At 72.0% G+C, this 16514-nt stretch carries 13 protein-coding genes and 2 pseudogenes; 8 read left to right on the forward strand and 7 right to left on the reverse strand.

What is annotated here, in order from left to right; genetic code table 11:
* Positions 1-119 precede the first annotated feature (119 nt).
* Both ABZ374_RS29105 and ABZ374_RS29110 read right to left on the reverse strand, forming a co-directional pair.
* Complete coding sequence (locus ABZ374_RS29105) at positions 120-521, reverse strand: MarR family transcriptional regulator (RefSeq protein WP_360316348.1); 402 nt, start codon at positions 519-521, stop codon at positions 120-122.
* 248 nt (positions 522-769) lie between these two features.
* On the reverse strand, positions 770-2224 hold the full coding sequence (locus tag ABZ374_RS29110) for an NCS2 family permease (protein ID WP_360316351.1): 1455 nt from the start codon (positions 2222-2224) through the stop codon (positions 770-772).
* A gap of 175 nt (positions 2225-2399) precedes the next feature.
* Here ABZ374_RS29110 and ABZ374_RS29115 point away from each other — a divergent pair, with 175 nt between their 5' ends.
* Both ABZ374_RS29115 and ABZ374_RS29120 read left to right on the forward strand, forming a co-directional pair.
* Entirely contained in the window at positions 2400-3077 is a 678-nt protein-coding gene (locus tag ABZ374_RS29115; RefSeq protein WP_360316354.1) for a DUF2530 domain-containing protein, read from the forward strand.
* 128 nt (positions 3078-3205) lie between these two features.
* The gene (locus ABZ374_RS29120; protein WP_360316357.1) at positions 3206-5650 is read left to right on the forward strand and encodes a cation-translocating P-type ATPase; all 2445 of its coding nucleotides are present in this window, start codon (positions 3206-3208) and stop codon (positions 5648-5650) included.
* A gap of 40 nt (positions 5651-5690) precedes the next feature.
* Here the strand turns inward: ABZ374_RS29120 and ABZ374_RS29125 are convergent, their stop codons facing one another.
* Complete coding sequence (locus ABZ374_RS29125; RefSeq protein ID WP_360316360.1) at positions 5691-8765, reverse strand: molecular chaperone Hsp90; 3075 nt, start codon at positions 8763-8765, stop codon at positions 5691-5693.
* 214 nt (positions 8766-8979) lie between these two features.
* Between ABZ374_RS29125 and ABZ374_RS29130 the strand changes: the two genes are divergently transcribed.
* Positions 8980-9237 carry a hypothetical protein gene (locus ABZ374_RS29130; RefSeq protein ID WP_360316363.1) on the forward strand — a complete coding sequence of 86 codons (258 nt, stop codon included), beginning with the start codon at positions 8980-8982 and terminating at the stop codon, positions 9235-9237.
* A gap of 124 nt (positions 9238-9361) precedes the next feature.
* Here the strand turns inward: ABZ374_RS29130 and ABZ374_RS29135 are convergent, their stop codons facing one another.
* A complete protein-coding gene (locus tag ABZ374_RS29135) occupies positions 9362-10213 on the reverse strand; it encodes a DUF3027 domain-containing protein (protein WP_360316505.1) in 852 nt (283 codons plus the stop codon).
* A gap of 236 nt (positions 10214-10449) precedes the next feature.
* Here ABZ374_RS29135 and ABZ374_RS29140 point away from each other — a divergent pair, with 236 nt between their 5' ends.
* From ABZ374_RS29140 to ABZ374_RS29155, 4 genes are read left to right on the forward strand one after another with little or no spacing between them, the layout of a single operon-like run.
* Positions 10450-11886, forward strand: a complete 1437-nt coding sequence (locus ABZ374_RS29140) for an MFS transporter (protein ID WP_360316508.1) — start codon at positions 10450-10452, stop codon at positions 11884-11886.
* Positions 11887-11896: 10 nt separating this feature from the next.
* The gene (locus ABZ374_RS29145; RefSeq protein ID WP_360316366.1) at positions 11897-12355 is read left to right on the forward strand and encodes a DUF2771 domain-containing protein; all 459 of its coding nucleotides are present in this window, start codon (positions 11897-11899) and stop codon (positions 12353-12355) included.
* Positions 12356-12358: 3 nt separating this feature from the next.
* Positions 12359-13009: a futalosine hydrolase gene (locus tag ABZ374_RS29150; RefSeq protein ID WP_360316369.1), complete on the forward strand. Its 651-nt coding sequence runs from the start codon at positions 12359-12361 to the stop codon at positions 13007-13009.
* Entirely contained in the window at positions 13006-13842 is an 837-nt protein-coding gene (locus tag ABZ374_RS29155) for a 1,4-dihydroxy-6-naphthoate synthase (protein WP_360316372.1), read from the forward strand. Before ABZ374_RS29150 ends, ABZ374_RS29155 begins: the two co-directional genes overlap by 4 nt.
* A 334-nt stretch (positions 13843-14176) precedes the next feature.
* Here ABZ374_RS29155 and ABZ374_RS29160 read toward each other — a convergent pair.
* A pseudogene (locus ABZ374_RS29160) lies at positions 14177-14362 on the reverse strand (cold-shock protein); the annotation flags it as partial.
* A gap of 203 nt (positions 14363-14565) precedes the next feature.
* Between ABZ374_RS29160 and ABZ374_RS29165 the strand changes: the two are divergent.
* Positions 14566-14802, forward strand: coding sequence for a hypothetical protein (locus ABZ374_RS29165; RefSeq protein WP_360316375.1), 237 nt, complete (start codon positions 14566-14568; stop codon positions 14800-14802).
* A gap of 34 nt (positions 14803-14836) precedes the next feature.
* Here the strand turns inward: ABZ374_RS29165 and larE are convergent, their stop codons facing one another.
* Positions 14837-15685 (reverse strand): ATP-dependent sacrificial sulfur transferase LarE, encoded by an 849-nt coding sequence (gene larE, locus ABZ374_RS29170; RefSeq protein WP_360316510.1) that lies wholly within the window; start codon positions 15683-15685, stop codon positions 14837-14839.
* A pseudogene (locus ABZ374_RS29175) lies at positions 15683-16261 on the reverse strand (haloacid dehalogenase-like hydrolase); the annotation flags it as partial. The gene larE and the pseudogene ABZ374_RS29175, both read right to left, overlap by 3 nt.
* Positions 16262-16514 lie beyond the last annotated feature (253 nt).

Consider the following 16514-nt stretch of genomic DNA (forward strand, 5'->3'; position numbering starts at 1 on the left):
CTCCCCCTTCGTCGTACGGTCGGCCTGGGCCGGATGAACATCCCGTCCCTGAACCGACCACGACGCGGGGCACGCGGACTCCCGCACACGCAAGGCCGTCGAGCCTGCGCGCCGGGCTCCTAGGCCTGCGCCAACTTCTCCAGCACCGGCAGGGCCGCGCGCAACGCCTCGTTCTCCTCGGGCGTGAGCCGGGACAGGTTCTCCGCCAGCCAGGCGTTGCCCAGCCTGCGGTTCTCCTCCACCACGGCGGCGGCGGGCTCGGTCGCGGAGACCACGACCTGCCTGCGGTCGTCGGGGTGCGGCTCACGCCGCACCAGGCCGCGCTCCTCCAAGCCGGCGATCACCCGTGTCATCGAAGGCGGTTGCACCTTTTCCTGCCGGGCGAGTTCACCCGGAGTCATGGCGCCGCGCACAACGAGCACGGTCAACACCGAAAGCTGGGTGGGGCTCAGCGTCTCGTCGGCCCGCTGATTGCGCAGGCGACGGGAGAGCTTCAGCACCGAGGCACGGAGAGCAGCCACCGTGGCACGGTCGGGTTCGGACGGGGACACGTTGTTTAGCTTAACTCTTTACTCTCGCTAACTTCCAATGGTTTGCCCCCCGGAGATATTCCCGAAGACACCAGCAGGCCACAACCGGCCGCCCACCCCCGACAAAGCCCCAGCACCGCCCACCCGCCACCCCCACTTCCGAGCCCGCAGTCTCAGACTTCGCCCCAGCTCTCGAATGCGACCCCGACCCGGCGCGCCGGCGCCCCCGCCCCAGCCCCCTACTTGACCCCCAAAACCTGCTCAATCGGATCAATAGCAAAATGCACCACAAACAACCCCGAAACGACCCACAACAGCACCGGAATCTCCCGCGCCCGGCCCACCGCAGTCCGCAGCACCACATACAGCACGAACCCCGCACCGATCCCGGTGGTGATGCTGTACGTGAACGGCATCAGCGCGATCGTCACGAACGCCGGCGCCGCGACCGTCAGGTCGTCCCACTCGATGTGCTTGATCTGCGTCATCATCAACGCGCCGACCACCACCAGCGCCGGCGTGGCGGCCTGCGCCGGCACCAGCTTCGCCAACGGCGTGAACAGCAGCGCGAGCGCGAACAGGCCACCGGTGACCAGGTTGGCCAACCCGGTCCGGGCCCCTTCGCCGACCCCCGCCGTGGATTCCACGAAGACCGTGTTGGAGGACGCCGAGGCGCCACCACCGGCGATCGCGCCCACCGACTCCACCGTCAGGATGCGGCCCAGATTCGGCACCCTGCCCTGCTCGTCGAGCAGTCCGGCCTCGCGGCTGACCCCGATGATGGTGCCCATGCCGTCGAAGAAGTTCGACAGCAGCAGCGTGAAGATCAGCAACGACGCGGTGATGAAGCCGACCCGACCGAACGCGCCGAACAGGTCCACATTGCCGATCAGTCCGAAGTCGGGTGTGTCCACGACACCGTTCGCCTCGGGCGCGGTCAGCCCCCAGGTCGCCTTGTCCAGACCGGCCGCCTGGTGCACGATCACCGCGAGCGCGGTCGAGGCGACCATGCCGATCAGGATCGCGCCCGGCACCTTGCGCACGACCAGCACGAACGTGAGCAGCAGCCCGAAGCAGAAGACCACGGCGGGCCAGCCCTTGAGCGTGCCGCCACTGCCCAGCGCGACCGGCACGGTGCTGTGCACGTCGTCCGGGACCCTGGTCACCACACCCGCGCTGACCAGGCCGACCAGGGTCACGAACAAACCGATGCCGACCCCGATCGCCTGCTTGAGGGCCAGCGGGATCGCGTTCATGATCGCCTCGCGCAGCCCGGTGGCGGCCAGGATCAACAGGCCGATGCCCTCCAGCACGACCAGGCCCATCGCCTCGTCCCACGTGGTCTGCGGCGCGATCTGGAACGCGACCATCGCGTTGATGCCCAACCCGGCGGCCAACGCGAGCGGCATGTTGCCGACCAGGCCCATCAGGATCGTCATCACCGCGGCGACCAGAACGGTGGCGGTGACCAACTGCGGCTGGGACAGGTGATGGCCGTATCGATCCTGGGCAGACCCCAAAATAATGGGATTCAGCACAATGATGTAAGCCATCGCGAAGAAGGTGGCGAGACCACCACGCACCTCGCGCAGCGGCGACGAGCCACGCTCCGAGATCTTGAAGAAGCGGTCGAGCCCGCCCCTTCGCGCGGTCGAAATCTCGGGGTCGGTCGCAGCGGCGGCCTGGCGGGACATGCTGATCCTCGGAGCGCGGGAACGGGTGGTCGAGACACGCACACGGCACCTGGGACCGGTGCCGGGAGACCTTGAAAGGGTGCCAGACACCACACCAAAAACCGGAACCGACCCTTCCGCTTGTTCGTCGGGACGGGCGCGGGACCGGCACAGGCGGCCAAGTAGCCTAGGTTTCGTGAGCAGGCACGGGAGCGGGAAACGACGGCGCACCTCGCCGGATCCGGACGACACGGGCGCACCGCGCCCGGACACCAGCCCGCTCGGCGGCGGTGAGTACACGTCCGACGAGGCGGCGGACGAGTACCCGCCCACGGGCTACGACCCGACCGAATACCCATCGCCCGCGTACGAGCCCGCCGAGTACGAGCCGTACTCGTCCGGGGAACACCCCGTGCAGTACTCCTCCGGGGATCAACCCGAGCCGTACTCCTCCGGGGAACACTCCGTGCCGTACTCCGGGGAACACCCCGTGCCCACCTACGGCGCGAGCGCCTACGACCCGGCCACCGATCCGGCCCTCATGGGCGGAACCGCCGAATTCGCCGCCGTCGTCGACGAGCCTGCCGAGCCCGACCGGCCCCGATCCGCCGAGCCCCGCCCCACCGAGCCTCACGACACCGAGCCCCCCGACACGGACACCGGCATGCGCCCCGCGCCCCCTCCGCACGAGGGCGACATCATCAAGCTCGTCGCCGTCGGCAGCCTGATCTGGTTCGCCCTGTTCGTGGTCGCGTGGTTCATGCGCGACTCGCTCGCCGAGGACCGGGAGTGGTGGCCGTGGTGCGCGCTGGCCGGCTCCGGCCTGGGCCTGTTCGGTCTCTGGTACTGCCGCCGACTCCAGAACGACGACTGACCGCAACCCCACCACAGGCCACAAACCACGAGCCACCAACCACAGGCAACGAGCCGCGACCGACGAACCGCAATCGCAAACAATACAAAATCCGACATCAAGCCCATTTCCTAACGTAGCGTCAGGGCATGCTCGAAGCCCCCGCCACCCTCCCCGGCCTGACCGCCGCCCAGGTCGCCGAACGCGTCGCGGACGGTCGCGTCAACGACGTGCCGGCCCGGTCCAGCCGCAGCACCTCGGCGATCGTCCGGGGCAACGTCCTCACCAGGTTCAACGCGATCATCGGCACCCTGTTCGTGGTGATCCTGATCGTCGGCCCGATCCAGGACGGCCTGTTCGGCCTGGTCATCGTGGCCAACACCGCGATCGGCATCATCCAGGAGCTGCGTGCCAAGCACACCCTGGACGCGCTGGCGGTGGTCGGCGAGGCCAAGCCCCGGGTGCGCCGGGACGGGCACACCGCCGAATTGTCCGCACGCGATCTCGTCCTGGACGACGTCTGCGAACTCGGCGCGGGCGAACAGGTCCTGGTGGACGGCGTGGTGGTCGAGGCGGACGCGCTCGAACTCGACGAATCGCTGCTCACCGGCGAGACCGATCCGGTCCACAAGAAGGTCGGCGACCAGGTGATGTCCGGCAGCTTCGTGGCCGCCGGCAACGGCGCCTTCCGGGCGGGCAGGGTCGGCCGCGACGCCTACGCCGCCGAACTCGCCGAGGAGGCCGGCCGATTCACCCTGGTCGACTCGGAACTGCGCCGCGGCCTGGATCGCATCCTCACCTACGTGACGTGGTTGATGATCCCGGTGGGCATCCTGCTGATCATCAGTCAGCTCCGCACCCACGACGGCCTGCCCAACGCGCTGCGCGGCATGGTCGCGGGCCTGGTCACCATGGTGCCCGAGGGCCTGATGTTGCTCACCTCGGTCGCGTTCGCGGTCGGCGTGGTGCGGCTGGGTCGCAAACAGTGCCTGGTCCAGGAACTGCCCGCGATCGAGGGCCTGGCCCGGGTCGACGTGGTCTGCCTGGACAAGACCGGCACGCTCACCGAGGGCGGCATGGACGTGGCCGAGACGCGCCCGCTCGACGACACCCTGCCCGTCGACGCGGCGCTGGGCGCCCTGGGCACCTCCGACCCGCGGCCGAACGCCAGCCTGCAGGCGATCGTGGACGCCTACCCGGCGCCGCCGGACTGGCCGGTCACCGACGTCGCCGCGTTCTCCTCGGCCCGCAAGTGGAGCGGCGCAAGCTTCGCCGGGCACGGGACCTGGCTGCTCGGCGCGCCCGATGTGCTGCTCCCCGAGGGCCACCCGGTGCTCGCGCAGGTGGACGAACTCGGCGCGCGGGGGCTGCGGGTGCTCCTGTTGGCGACCGCCGACGCGCTGACCGACGAGGCGGGCGGCCGGGCCCGTCCCGCCGCGCTGGTGGTGCTGCAACAGCGGCTGCGCCCTGACGCCGCGGCAACGCTGCGCTACTTCGCCGATCAGGGGGTGGCGACCAAGGTGATCTCCGGCGACAACGCGCTCTCGGTCGGCGCGGTGGCCGCCAAGCTCGGCCTCGCGGGCGCCGAACACGCGGTGGACGCCCGCCGGTTGCCCCAGGACCCGACCGAACTCGGTCGAGCGCTGGAGGACGACACCGTGTTCGGCCGGGTCACCCCGCAGCAGAAGCGGGCGATGGTGGCCGCGCTCCAGGCCCGCGACCACACGGTCGCGATGACCGGCGACGGCGTCAACGACGTGCTCGCGCTCAAGGACGCCGACATCGGCGTCGCGATGGGCGCGGGCAGCGGCGCGAGCCGCGCGGTCGCGCAGATCGTGCTCCTGGACAACAGCTTCGCCACGCTGCCCTCGGTGGTGGCCGAGGGCCGCCGGGTGATCGGCAACATCGAGCGGGTCGCGAACCTGTTCCTGACCAAGACCGTCTACGCACTGCTGTTGTCGCTGCTCACCGGCGTCGCGAGTGTGGTCTTCCCGTTCCTGCCCCGCCACCTCACCCTGATCGGCTCGCTCACCATCGGCGTGCCCGCGTTCTTCCTCGCCCTCGCCCCGAACACCGAACGGGCCCGCTCCGGCTTCGTGCCGCGCGTCCTGCGCTTCGCGATCCCCGGCGGCGTGGTCGCCGCGCTGGCCACCTTCCTGTCCTACTGGCTGGCCCACCTCAACCACGGCTCGAACCTCGACCAGGACCGCACCACCGCGGTGATCACCCTGTTCCTGGTCGCGACCTGGATCCTGGCGATCGTCGCCCGCCCCTACACGTGGTGGCGGATCGCCCTGATCGCGGCCATGGTGGCACTCTTCCTGATCGCGCTCTACGTCCCGTTCGTGGCCGACTTCTTCGCCCTGTATCCCCAGCACCAGGGCAACAACGGCACCGCGGTCGGCATCGCCCTGGTCGCCGCCGCCCTCCTCGAAGTCGGCTGGCACGTCTCGGGTTGGCTGGCCCACCGAAACACCGAGGACACCGAGCACCCCAAGAACACCAAGGACACCGAGCGTTCCAAGAGCACCGAGTACCCCGAGCGCCCCGAGAACTCCGAACACCCCGAAAACGACGGGGACACCGCGGCCTGAGCCCCGGCGCCCCCATCGCCCCCGACGTACCGAGGCCCGCTCACACCCCGTCGAAGTCGCGTTCCGTCGCGAAGTGGTCCGCGTTCTCGGGGTGGGTCAGCAGTTGTTCGACCTCGAAGCGGCGGTGCCACTCGCCCGCCGCCCAGGCCAGGCCGCGCGCGACGCCCTCGAAGGTGGTGGCGTGCACCCGGCCGTCGACGTAGCGCCAGTCCGCGTCGAGTTCGCTCTCGTTCGGGCCGGAGACGATCAGCTCCTCGTGCTCGTAGTACTCCTTCGGCGCGTCCGGCATCGCGGCCAGCACGTCCTCCGGCACCTCGTGCAGCGTGCCCTCGGAGAGCACCTTGCCCGGGATCGTCTCGGACAGCAGCGGTACGTCGAGCAGGTCGGCCAGCGCCTCGGCACGATCCGGACGCACCGGCAGCACCACGTGCGCCGCGTCGTCCGCGACCAAGGCCGCCAGGTCCGGCGCGTCGCCCACCAGCGCGTCGGCCACGTCGGCGACGGTCATCCGCCCACCCGAGACGCCGCGCAGTTCGGCCGGCGCGGACAACCGCTCCGGTGCGACGTCGGCGAGCGCGGTGTACAGCGCCCGCAACTGGTCGCGCGTCACGGGCCGCTCCGGGTCCGCCAGACGCTCCAGAAGTTCGTCCGGGCCGTCCGGGTCGGCCAGCAGCGCCGCGAGCGTCGTACGCACGCCCAGGGCCGTCAGGAAGACCGGATCCAGGCTCGCCCGGACCTCGTCGTAGAGCCCGTGCAGCAGCCGGTCCCCGTCGGCGGCGAGCAGCCCCGCCGGCCGCCGGCCGTCCAGCACCGGATGTCCGCGCAGCCACCACGAGGTGTAGGAGGGCACCCGGGCCGTGCCGCCGTCCGGCAGCAGGACGTGCGCCGGCTCGGTCACCGCGCTGCGCAGCGGCGGCGTGGCGATCACCTCCAGCGCCTCGTCCCAGGCGTCGTCCGCGACCAGGTCCAGGTCGCGCACCGCGACGAAGGTCGCCAGCACCGGCGGCACCCCGTCGTCCGGCATGTGGTCGAGCACGTCGTCGAGCCAGTCGTCCTCGGCGTCCAGGTCGTGATCGCAGCCGTCGTGGTCCAGGACCACGTCGTCCTCCCGGACCAGGCCGAAGGTGCCGAGCACGCCGACCGCCTCCAGCACGTCCTCGCCCCAGCGCTCGACCAGGTCCGGGTAGACGACGCCGAGCGCGTCCGGCTCGACCACCGCGGCGATCCGGCTGCCGGGCAACATCAGTTCGCCGGCCGGGACCGCGTCGCCGTCCGCGTCCGGCAGCAGCAGCGCGGACAACCAGGGCTCGTCGCCGGGGCCGATCCGGGCGGCCCGGACCAGTTCCAGGATCGCGTCGGCGATGTCGTCGCCGTCCTCGCTGTCGGCCACCGCCGCGCGCACCGCCGGGTCCGCGAGCACCGCCCTCGGGGTGGCCCGGATCGCGCCCAGCCGTTCCAGGAGCGGGTGGGTCGCGTCCGGGTGGGCGACGCGCAGCCGGAGCACGTCGAGCGCGGCCGGGTCGGGGCTGTCCGGACCGGGCAGCAGGATCCCGCGCGGCCCGCGCACGATCCGGCCGTCCGCGAGCGGCACCGGCAGCGCGCCCAGCGCGTCCCGGGCGGCCGGGTCGAACGCGTCGTACAGGGCCCGCCACCAGGCCGGCTCCCGATCCATGCCGGCCAACTGGTCGACCACTTCGGCCAGCGGCAACCGACGCACCCCCAGCACCCGCAGGGCCGCGCTGCGATCCAGCCCCGCGGGCAGCAGCCCGGCCACCACCGGTGCCAGCGCGTCGACCAGGCCCGGGCCCGCCGTCTCGATCAGCACCGCGTCGCGCGGACGCAGCAGGTCCCGGTCGCGCGCGGCGGTGCCCCGATCGAGCAGCAGCGCGTCCGGGTCGTCCGGCTCGGCCTCGGAGGCGGGCGCGGCGGCGGGCAGGAACGCGGTGTCGGCGAGTCGGGCCAGCACCCGATGCCGCAACAACCCGTCCAGCTCGCCCTCGGCGGTCGGGCCGGGCACCAGGCTCAGGATGCCGGTCGTACTGGTCGGCCAGGTGCCCAGCAGCGTGGCGTAGGTCTCGGCGGCGCGCTCGATCAGGAAGTCGCGCAGCGGGCCGGGCGCGGTGTGTCGGCGGGTCGGGTCGAGCGGGAAGGACGCGACGAGCAGCGCGGGCAGCCCGAGCGGCTCGTCGGTGGGCGTGGGGGCGTGCACGACGGGCCGTACGTCGGGCCGGCGCGGCTGGTCGACGGCGTCCAGCGGGACCGCCCACAACACCGACCAGGCGGCCCGCCGGCGCTCCTCTGTGGGCCGATCGGCGAGCAGTTCGGGCGCCAGCGCGCCGCCGTCCTCACCGACCCGCCAGCGGGTCGTCACGCCGTTGTCGGTCACCACGAGGGCACCGCCCTCGGCCCGACAGGTCAGCGTCCGCACGCCGTCCGCGGTCTCGATCACGATCTCGCCGAGCCGGCGCAGGGTGAGCAGCAACGCGTCGTCGATCTCGGCGAGCAGCCGGGCGGCCAGATCCGCGGCGGCGCCGTCGCGCAGCGGCAGCACCACGCAGGTGTCGTAGTCCTCGGGCGGCGTGCCCTCGGCCGGCATCGGCAGCCGCAGCACCGGCACACCGCCGTCGCGCCGGGCCAGCTCGTCGGTCAGTCCGGCGTTGTTCCGAGCCTGTTCGGCGACCAGGTCGCGGGCCTCCTGGAGGGACCAGCGCACGCCGCCGGTGCGCGAGAGCACGCACGGCTCGTCGGTGACCGCGAGCACCGCGGCGAAGCCGACCCCGAACCGGCCGACCGCCTCGGGCCCGTCGTCGCGCTTGGCGGAGGCGCGCAGCGTGGACAACGCCTCGACGCCCTGGGCGTGCAGCGGGTCGCCGGTGTTGGCCGCGACCAGCACGCCGTCGCGCAGGGTCAGCCGCAGCCGGCCCGGCACCCCCGCGCGGGCCGCCGCGTCGGCGGCGTTCTGCGCGAGTTCGACCACCAGGCGGTCGCGGTAGCCGCCGAGGGCGAGTTCCTCCTCGGCGTTCGCGTCCTCCCGGAAACGCGCGGGCGACGCGGCCCACGCGTCCAGTACGGCTCGCCGAAGCGAAGCGGTGCCAAAGCGGTCGTCGATGCCCATACCGTGCGCCGTCCCTCGTTCGCGGATGTGGCCGGAACCCTATTGCGTTTCCGGTCACACGGCTTCCCGGCGATCCCACCGGATGGACGGCAGTGGATCAACCCACACAAAACCCTCACATGCGAGCCTGTCCGTTCGTGTGGCGAGACCCGCGGACACGGGAGTAGACACGGCGGTGGGGGAAACCCCGCTCGGCTACGGAAGGGGAGACAACGTGGCTACCTATCGCACACAGATCCAGTGGGGCGGCCCGGACGCCGCCTGGCACGACGACGCCGACCTCGCCGTCGTGGTACAGAGTCGCAACGCCGTGGTTCCGGACAAGGCGCGCCCGGCGACCGGCACCCAGCTTTCCTGGTCCGGCCCGCAGGGCAACGCGACGATCACCTTCTTCGACGACGGCGCGCGCTTCCAGGGCTCCGCGCAGTTCCCGGGTGAGGGCCCGGTCGGTTTCCGCGGCACCGCACGCTGATCCGAGCCCGAAACGACCCGAAGCCGCCACCGGTTCGGTGGCGGCTTCGGCGTGTCGGTCGGGTGGGCGGATTCGAGGACGTCGGGCGTGTCGCGCGAGGTCGCGCACACGGGCACGGGATCGATCAGGAGTGGCCCAGTTGGTCCTCGCCGGGCTGCATGCCGTCCTCGTCCACCGGACTCTCCACCGGGCGGATCCGCACGGTCTCGATCCGGTATTCGTCCAGGGACAGCTCGGCGGCGGGCGTCGCGGCGGGCATGACCGCCGCTTCCGAGTGGCCGCCGCAGCCGTACGCCAGCGAGACCATCCGGCCGTCGGCGGGCGAGTACTCGTTGGCGCACACTCCGAACGCCTGCCCGAGCGGGCCGCCGACCTTGACCAGGAAGCCACAACTCGTGCAGTGCGCCGGGGCGGCCTGGGCCATGGGCGTGGCCCGGCCGAAGTGCTCGTCCCAACGGTCTGCGGCCAGATCGCGGCCGACCGGCGACAGGACGCGTGCGCGCCCCTGTCCCAGCTCGTACGCGACCGCCTTGGGACCGAACGCGATCGGTTCGGTCAGTTCCTCCTCTGTCTCGTCCGCTCCGGTGTAACCGAATTCGAGACGGGGGTCGTCGGCGTCGGTGGGCAACAGGTCGCCCACGCCGAGGTCGCCGGGACGAAGGCGCTCGTTCCACGGCACCCAGGCAGGCGCCAGCAGCGCCTCGGGTCCCGGGACGAGGACGGTTTCGTCCACGGTCACCAGCTTGGCGCGGGGCGCACGGGCAACGGTCACCGCCCACCGCCAGCCGTGGTAGGCGGACTCGCGGCACGCGAACAGGTGGGTGACCAGGCGATCACCATCCACCTGAACACCCAGATGCTCGCCGACGGAGTCCTGACCTGCGGCTTCCTCGGCGGCAGCGAAGGCAAGATCAACCGCCTCGGCGCAGAGGCGGTCCGGGGTTCGACTACGGGTCGCGGCACTCACGAGAGTGATTCTCTCTCACGCGTCGAAGGTCTCCACCGCCGATACCCTCAAAACACGTCCGATTCCCGAACGGGCGCGCGGAGCGAGCCCTTCCTGGCGTGTCGCGACCGCATCATCCGAGGGAGCGAGGGCAGGATCCCGGCGTGGCAGCCTCCAAGACCACCACCGCATCACGGCGCACCATTCGGGCGCCGAGTTCGACCCGCGGGTCGTACCCCAGGAACCGAGGTCCGGCGCGGCGCGCGCTGGGTTGGTTCGGCGGACTGTTCACCGGCGGCTTCGGCAGACTGCGCGGCGCGGCCCGGGCCAAGGGGGCCGGAGAAAGCGGTCTCGCCAAGCTGATCGAGCTGCATCTGATCAACAACGCGGGCGACGCGTTGGTGACCATGGCGCTGGCCACGACCGTGTTCTTCTCGGTGCCCACCGGCGAGGCGCGCGACCGGGTCGCGATGTACCTGCTGATCACCCTCGCGCCGTTCGCGCTGCTCGCCCCGGTGCTCGGTCCGATCCTGGACCGGATGCGCCGCGGTCGGCGCGTCGCGATGGCGATGGCGATGCTGGTCCGGGTGGGGCTGTGCTGGCTGATGGCCGGTTCGGTGAACGACGGCGGGCTGGAGCTGTATCCGGCCGCGTTCGGCGTGCTGGTCTCCTCCAAGGTGTACGGGGTCAGCCGCAGCGCGGTGGTGCCCCGGCTCCAGCCGCGATCGGTCTCGCTGGTCAAGGCGAACTCGCGGATCACGCTGTTCGGCCTGATCGGCACGATGGGCGCGGCACCGGTCGCGGGCGGCCTCAAGTACGCGTTCGGCACGCCCGGGATCCTGTACGGCGCGTGTGTCGTGTTCACCTTCGGCGCGGTCCTGGCACTCACCCTGCCCGCCAAGGTCGACTCGGCCGAGGGCGAGGACCGGGCCTCCTTCACCGCCGAGGCGCCCGGCGTCGACCACAAGCGCAAGGTGTCGCTGACCAAGCTGCGGACCGGCCGGGACGGGGGCGGCGCCGAGCCGGCGTCCGAACCCGAGGCGTCGACCGAGCGCGAGCCCGGTCGCAAGCCGGTCCGGGTCAAGACCTCGCGGCGGCTGCGCAGTGTGGGCCCGTCCGTGGTCCAGGCGTTGTGGGCGAACGCGGCGATGCGCGGCTTCTCCGGCTTCCTGATCATGTTCCTCGGCTTCCTGATGCGCCAGCACCCGGTGGCCGACCTGTCCGCGACCCAGGCCACCATCGCGGTGGTGGTGGCCGCCGCGGTCGGCAACGCGGTCGGCACCGCGCTCGGGGCCTGGCTCAAGTCCCGTGCGCCGGAGGCGATCATCGTCGGCGTGCTGCTGGTGTCCGCGACCTGCGCGGCCTGGGCGGCGGTGATGTACAGCCTGGTCACCGTGCTCGCGGTGGCGGCGGTCGCCGGTCTCGCCCAGGCGCTGGGCAAGCTCTCGTTGGACGCGATGATCCAGCGCGACATCCCCGAGGCGGTGCGTACTTCCGCCTTCGCCCGCACCGAGACCGCGCTCCAGGTGGCCTGGGTGATCGGCGGCGGCATCGGCATCGCGCTGCCCCTGAACGGCACGCTGGGGATGAGCGTCGCGGCGGGCGTGCTGACCCTGGCGCTGGTGATCGTCGGTCGCAAACTGACGACTCGCCGGGCGCGTCGCAAGCGGTCCCCCGGCGTCCGGCTGCGGGCCGCCCGGTAATCTTCCGATCATGAAGACTCGCCGCCCTGCCGCGCTCGCCGGCGCCGCCGTCCTGGGCGCGCTCGCCCTGACGGGTTGCAACATCGACAAGCCCACCCCGTTGGTGACCCTGGTCACCGGGACCACGTCGGTCCACTCCGAGGCGGAGTGCTACAAGGACGGTGGCACGCTCGACGACGCCAAGGTGTCGGAGTGCCTGAACAAGACGAAGCTCAAGACCATCTCGGTCGACGAGGGCGGCAGCTTCTCGGTGGGCGTGGACAAGAAGATCGCCGACAAGGGTTGGCTGCTCCTGTTCGACGGCAAGCCGCAGACCGCGTCGGCGATCAAGACCACCTACTACTCCGACATTCGGCTGAAGTACGGGGCGCCGGAGAAGGGCGACGAGCCGATCCTGGTCCAGGTCGTGCAGCCGGACGGCAAAGAGGGCTACCGGGGCATCTGGTCGTTCAAGGTCAAGAAGAAGTAGCTCTTGCCCATTCTGGTGATCACCGCCGTGGCCGCCGAGCGCGACGCCGTGCTCGGCGGTTCGCGTTCGTGGCGCACTCCCGGTCCGGAGGTGCTCGCCGTCGGTGCGGGTCCGGCCGCCGCTGCCGCCGGGACGGCCGCGGCGCTCGCGCGTGGTGCCTACGACCTGGTGATCAACGCCGGTATCGGCGGCGGCTTTTCGGGCCGGGCGCCGGTCGGCTCGACGGTGTTGGCCACCCGGGTGGTGGCCGCCGACCTGGGTGCGCAGACCGCCGACGGGTTCGTGCCGATCGAGGAACTGGGCTTCGGGACGGGCGCGTTCGACGCGGATCCGGGGCTGATCACCCACGTGGGTGACGCGTTGCGGGCGGCCGACATCCCGCTCGTCACCGGACTCGCCCTCACCGTGTCCACCGTGACCGGCACCGCCGCGCGCGCCGCCGAGTTGGCCGAATGGCACCCGGACGCCGCGGTCGAGGGCATGGAGGGCTTCGGAGTGGCCACCGCCGCCGCCGCGTTCGACGTGCCGATGCTCGAACTGCGCACCATCTCCAACGCCGTGGGCCCGCGCGACCGCGCGGCGTGGCGCATCCCCGACGCACTGCGCGCCCTCACCTCGGCCTTCGCCGCGCTCGAAGGGAGCCCGACCCGATGACCCTGTCGCTGGCCTACTCGCCGTGCCCGAACGACACGTTCGTCTTCCACGCCTGGACGCACGGCCTGCTCGCCGACGCGCCGCCGGTGGACGTGCGTTACGCCGACATCGACATCACCAACGGCCTGGCCGAACGCGGCGAACTGGACCTGCTGAAGGTCTCCTACGCGGCGCTCCCGTGGGTCCTGGACGAATACGCGCTGCTGCCCTGCGGCGGCGCGCTCGGCCGCGGCTGCGGCCCGCTCGTGCTGAGCCTGGGCGCGAGCACGCCGGCGGCTCTGGCGGGCAAGGTGGTCGCGGTGCCGAGCGAACGCTCCACCGCCTACCTGCTGTTCCGGTTGTGGGCGGCGGGCAACGTGCCCGGCGGCGTCGGCGAGATCCGGGTGCTGCCGTTCGACGAGATCATGCCCGCGGTGCGCGACGGCCTCGTGGACGCGGGCCTGGTGATCCACGAGGCCCGCTTCACCTACGCGCGCTACGGGCTGACCTGCCTGGCCGACATGGGCGACTGGTGGGAGTCGGACACCGGGCTGCCGATCCCGCTCGGCGCGATCATCGCGAAACGCTCGCTGGACCTGCCCGCCCTGGCCGCCGCCGCCCGCGCGTCGGTCGAACACGCCTGGGCGAATCCGGCCGCGTCACGCGCCTACGTCCTCGCACACGCCCAGGAGATGGACCCGGACGTCGCCGACCGGCACATCGCCCTGTACGTCAACGAGTTCACCCGGGACCTGGGCGAATCCGGCCACGCGGCAGTGACCCACCTGCTGACCCGAGCCGCCGCCGAGGGCCTGGTCCCGCCCGTGCCGGCCGACGCCCTGAAACTTCCCTGACCCGGCGGGCGCCGGACGGCCCCGAGCACGCCGGACGGGCCGCCCGGGCCCGCCCGGCACCATCCGGCCCGTCCGGTGTTCGAGGGCACCGCACCGGCCGTCGGGCGGGGTGTCCCGCGCCGCCGTCAGGCGGTGCTCACGTGTCGAGTTCGTCGGCGACGGCCCGCAGCAGTTCGGCGACCTTCGTGGTCGCGCGCTTGTCGGGGTAGCGGCCGCGTTCGAGGGTCTTGTCGACGCCTTCGAGGACCTTGAGCAGGTCCTGGATGATCGAACTCATCTCGTCGGGCTTCTTGCGACTCGCGGCGACGACCGAGGGACGCGGGTCCAGGACCCGGAGCGAGAGGGCCTGTTCGCCCCGTCGCCCCTCGACGATGCCGAACTCGACCCGGGTGCCCGGCTTGAGCGTGTCCAGGCCCTGCGGCAGCGCCGACGCGTGCACGAACACGTCGCCCCCGTCGTCCCGGGACAAAAACCCGAAGCCCTTCTCGGTGTCGAACCACTTGACCTTGCCGGTGGGCACGGGAGACCTCGATCGTGTCGGGACGGCTTCGTCGGGACTTTTACGAGCATTTACCAGGCTGGGTGGGGCGCACACATCGAATCCGAGCAGGAACGCGTAGTGACCCCGTTCACTCGACCAGGCTAATGGTCGCGTTCTCGGCCGGACATCGGGATACCGCCCCGGGCGCATCGGGGCCGGATCGGGGCATCTACCCTGGGCGTGTGTACAACGCATCCGCAGGCCCCGGCGATCGGCTCGTCCGCATCGGCGCGGTGCTATTCGCCATCGGGACGATCGCCACGCTCGCCACCGTGACACCGCTGCTGATCGGCGCCGACGCGCTGCCGACCGCGGTCTATCTGGTCAGCGCGCTGATGCCGGTCGGCTTCGCGGTGGCCGCCGCGGGCCTGTTCAAGTCGGCCCGCAGCAGGCGTCGCCCGGTGCCCGAGACGCTCTGACGCCGCGCCCGCCGCAACGCGCCGGGGGGCGTTCCTAGCGGTACGACTCCGGGTCGGGCAACAGTTCGTTCATCGCGCCCTCGCGGTAGCCGAGCGGGTCCACCTCGACGCTCGTGAAGCCGGCCTCGTGGACCGCCGCCAGGGCGGGTTCGTGCCCGTCCACGGCGGCGCTGAGCGCGGCGTCCACCTCGATCCGCGCGGACTGCCCCAGGTCGCGCACCCGCAGGTTGCGAACCGGGATCCCGTCCCGGGCCAGGACCGCGCGCAAGGCGGTCTCGGCCCGCTCCACCCGGGCCAGCCTGCTCGGGGTGATCGCCACGCCGAAGGCGACCCGGCTGGACAGGCACGCCGCGGCCGGCTTGTCCCAGGTCGGCAGCCCCCAGGTCCGGCTGATCGCCCGCACCTGAGCCTTGGTCAGGCCCGCGTCCAGCAGGGGGGTGACCGCCCCCGCCTCGGCCGCCGCGGCGATCCCCGGCCGAAAGCCCACCCGCGCGTCGTCCGCGTTGGTGCCGGTGGCCAGGTGGGCCATCCCCGCCGCACGCGCCACCGGCGCGAGCACCGCCATCAACTCCGTCTTGCAGAACCGGCATCGGTCGCCATTGTTGGCGCGATAACCCTCGCGGGCCATCTCGTCGCTGGGCACCAGTTCATGACGCACCCTCAGGTCCGCCGCGAAGGCCCGTGCGGCGTCGCGTTCGGCGGCCGGCAGGCTCGGCGACTCGGTGGTCAGCGCGAGCACGTTGGCCGCGCCCAGCGTGCGAACCGCCGCGGCCAGCAGGAAGGCCGAGTCCGCGCCGCCGGAGAAGGCCACCGCGACGCTGCCCAGGCCGCGCAGCCGCTCGCGCAGCCCGGCGAGCCGCAGGTCGGCGACGTGTGCCTCCAACCACGCGGGGAACTCGGTCAGATCGGTGAGCACGACGTCGGCGCCGGCCGCGCGCAGGTCCTCGGCGGAGATCGGTCCGGTCGCCACCCCGACCGCGACCGCGCCCGCGGCACGGGCCCCGGCCAGGTCGCCGAGATGGTCGCCGACGTACACACTCGCCCCCGACGCGCGCAGCGCCGCGCCCTTTTGTTCGGCCCACAGGTCGCCGACCAGATGGTCCACGGCCAGATCCAGATGGTCCAGATGCAGCCGGGCGTTGGGCTCGTGCTTGCCGGTCACCACCATCGTGCGACCGCCGAGCCGATGCACCGCCGCGAGCGCCGCACGAGCACCGGGCAGCACGTCCGTGCCGAGCACGGCATGGTCGGGATACAGCTCGCGATAGCGCGCGGCCACGGCGGTGACCTCGGCGGCCGGGAACCAGTTCGCGACCTCGATCTCCAGCGGGGGCCCCAGTCGGGAGACGACCAGCGCGATGTCGATCGGGACACCGGTCTCCGCGGCGAGCACGGCCCAGGCCGCCCCGATGCCGGGACGGGAGTCGACGAGCGTCATGTCCAGGTCGAAACCAACCATGAGGGAATTCACCCGTTCAGCCTACGATGCGGCGCGTTGCAGGCCGATGTCCGAACGCGGGCAATGCCGTGAACTGCACTTTCCTTGATCGTTTCGACTCATTCGTGTCAAGGGCGCATTCGAAGCGGAATGCGCCCGTGGACGGCTCGCCGCCCCGCGCGCTTGTGGTCGGATTCCCGTCCGCCGCCCCCGAGTCCCAGGGGTCGGCCGCACGGTCGACCCCTGGGGGGCGGTCATCCGGGAGAGGTATCGC

The sequence above is a fragment of the Embleya sp. NPDC005971 genome (assembly GCF_040629175.1).
Taxonomy (GTDB): domain Bacteria; phylum Actinomycetota; class Actinomycetes; order Streptomycetales; family Streptomycetaceae; genus Embleya.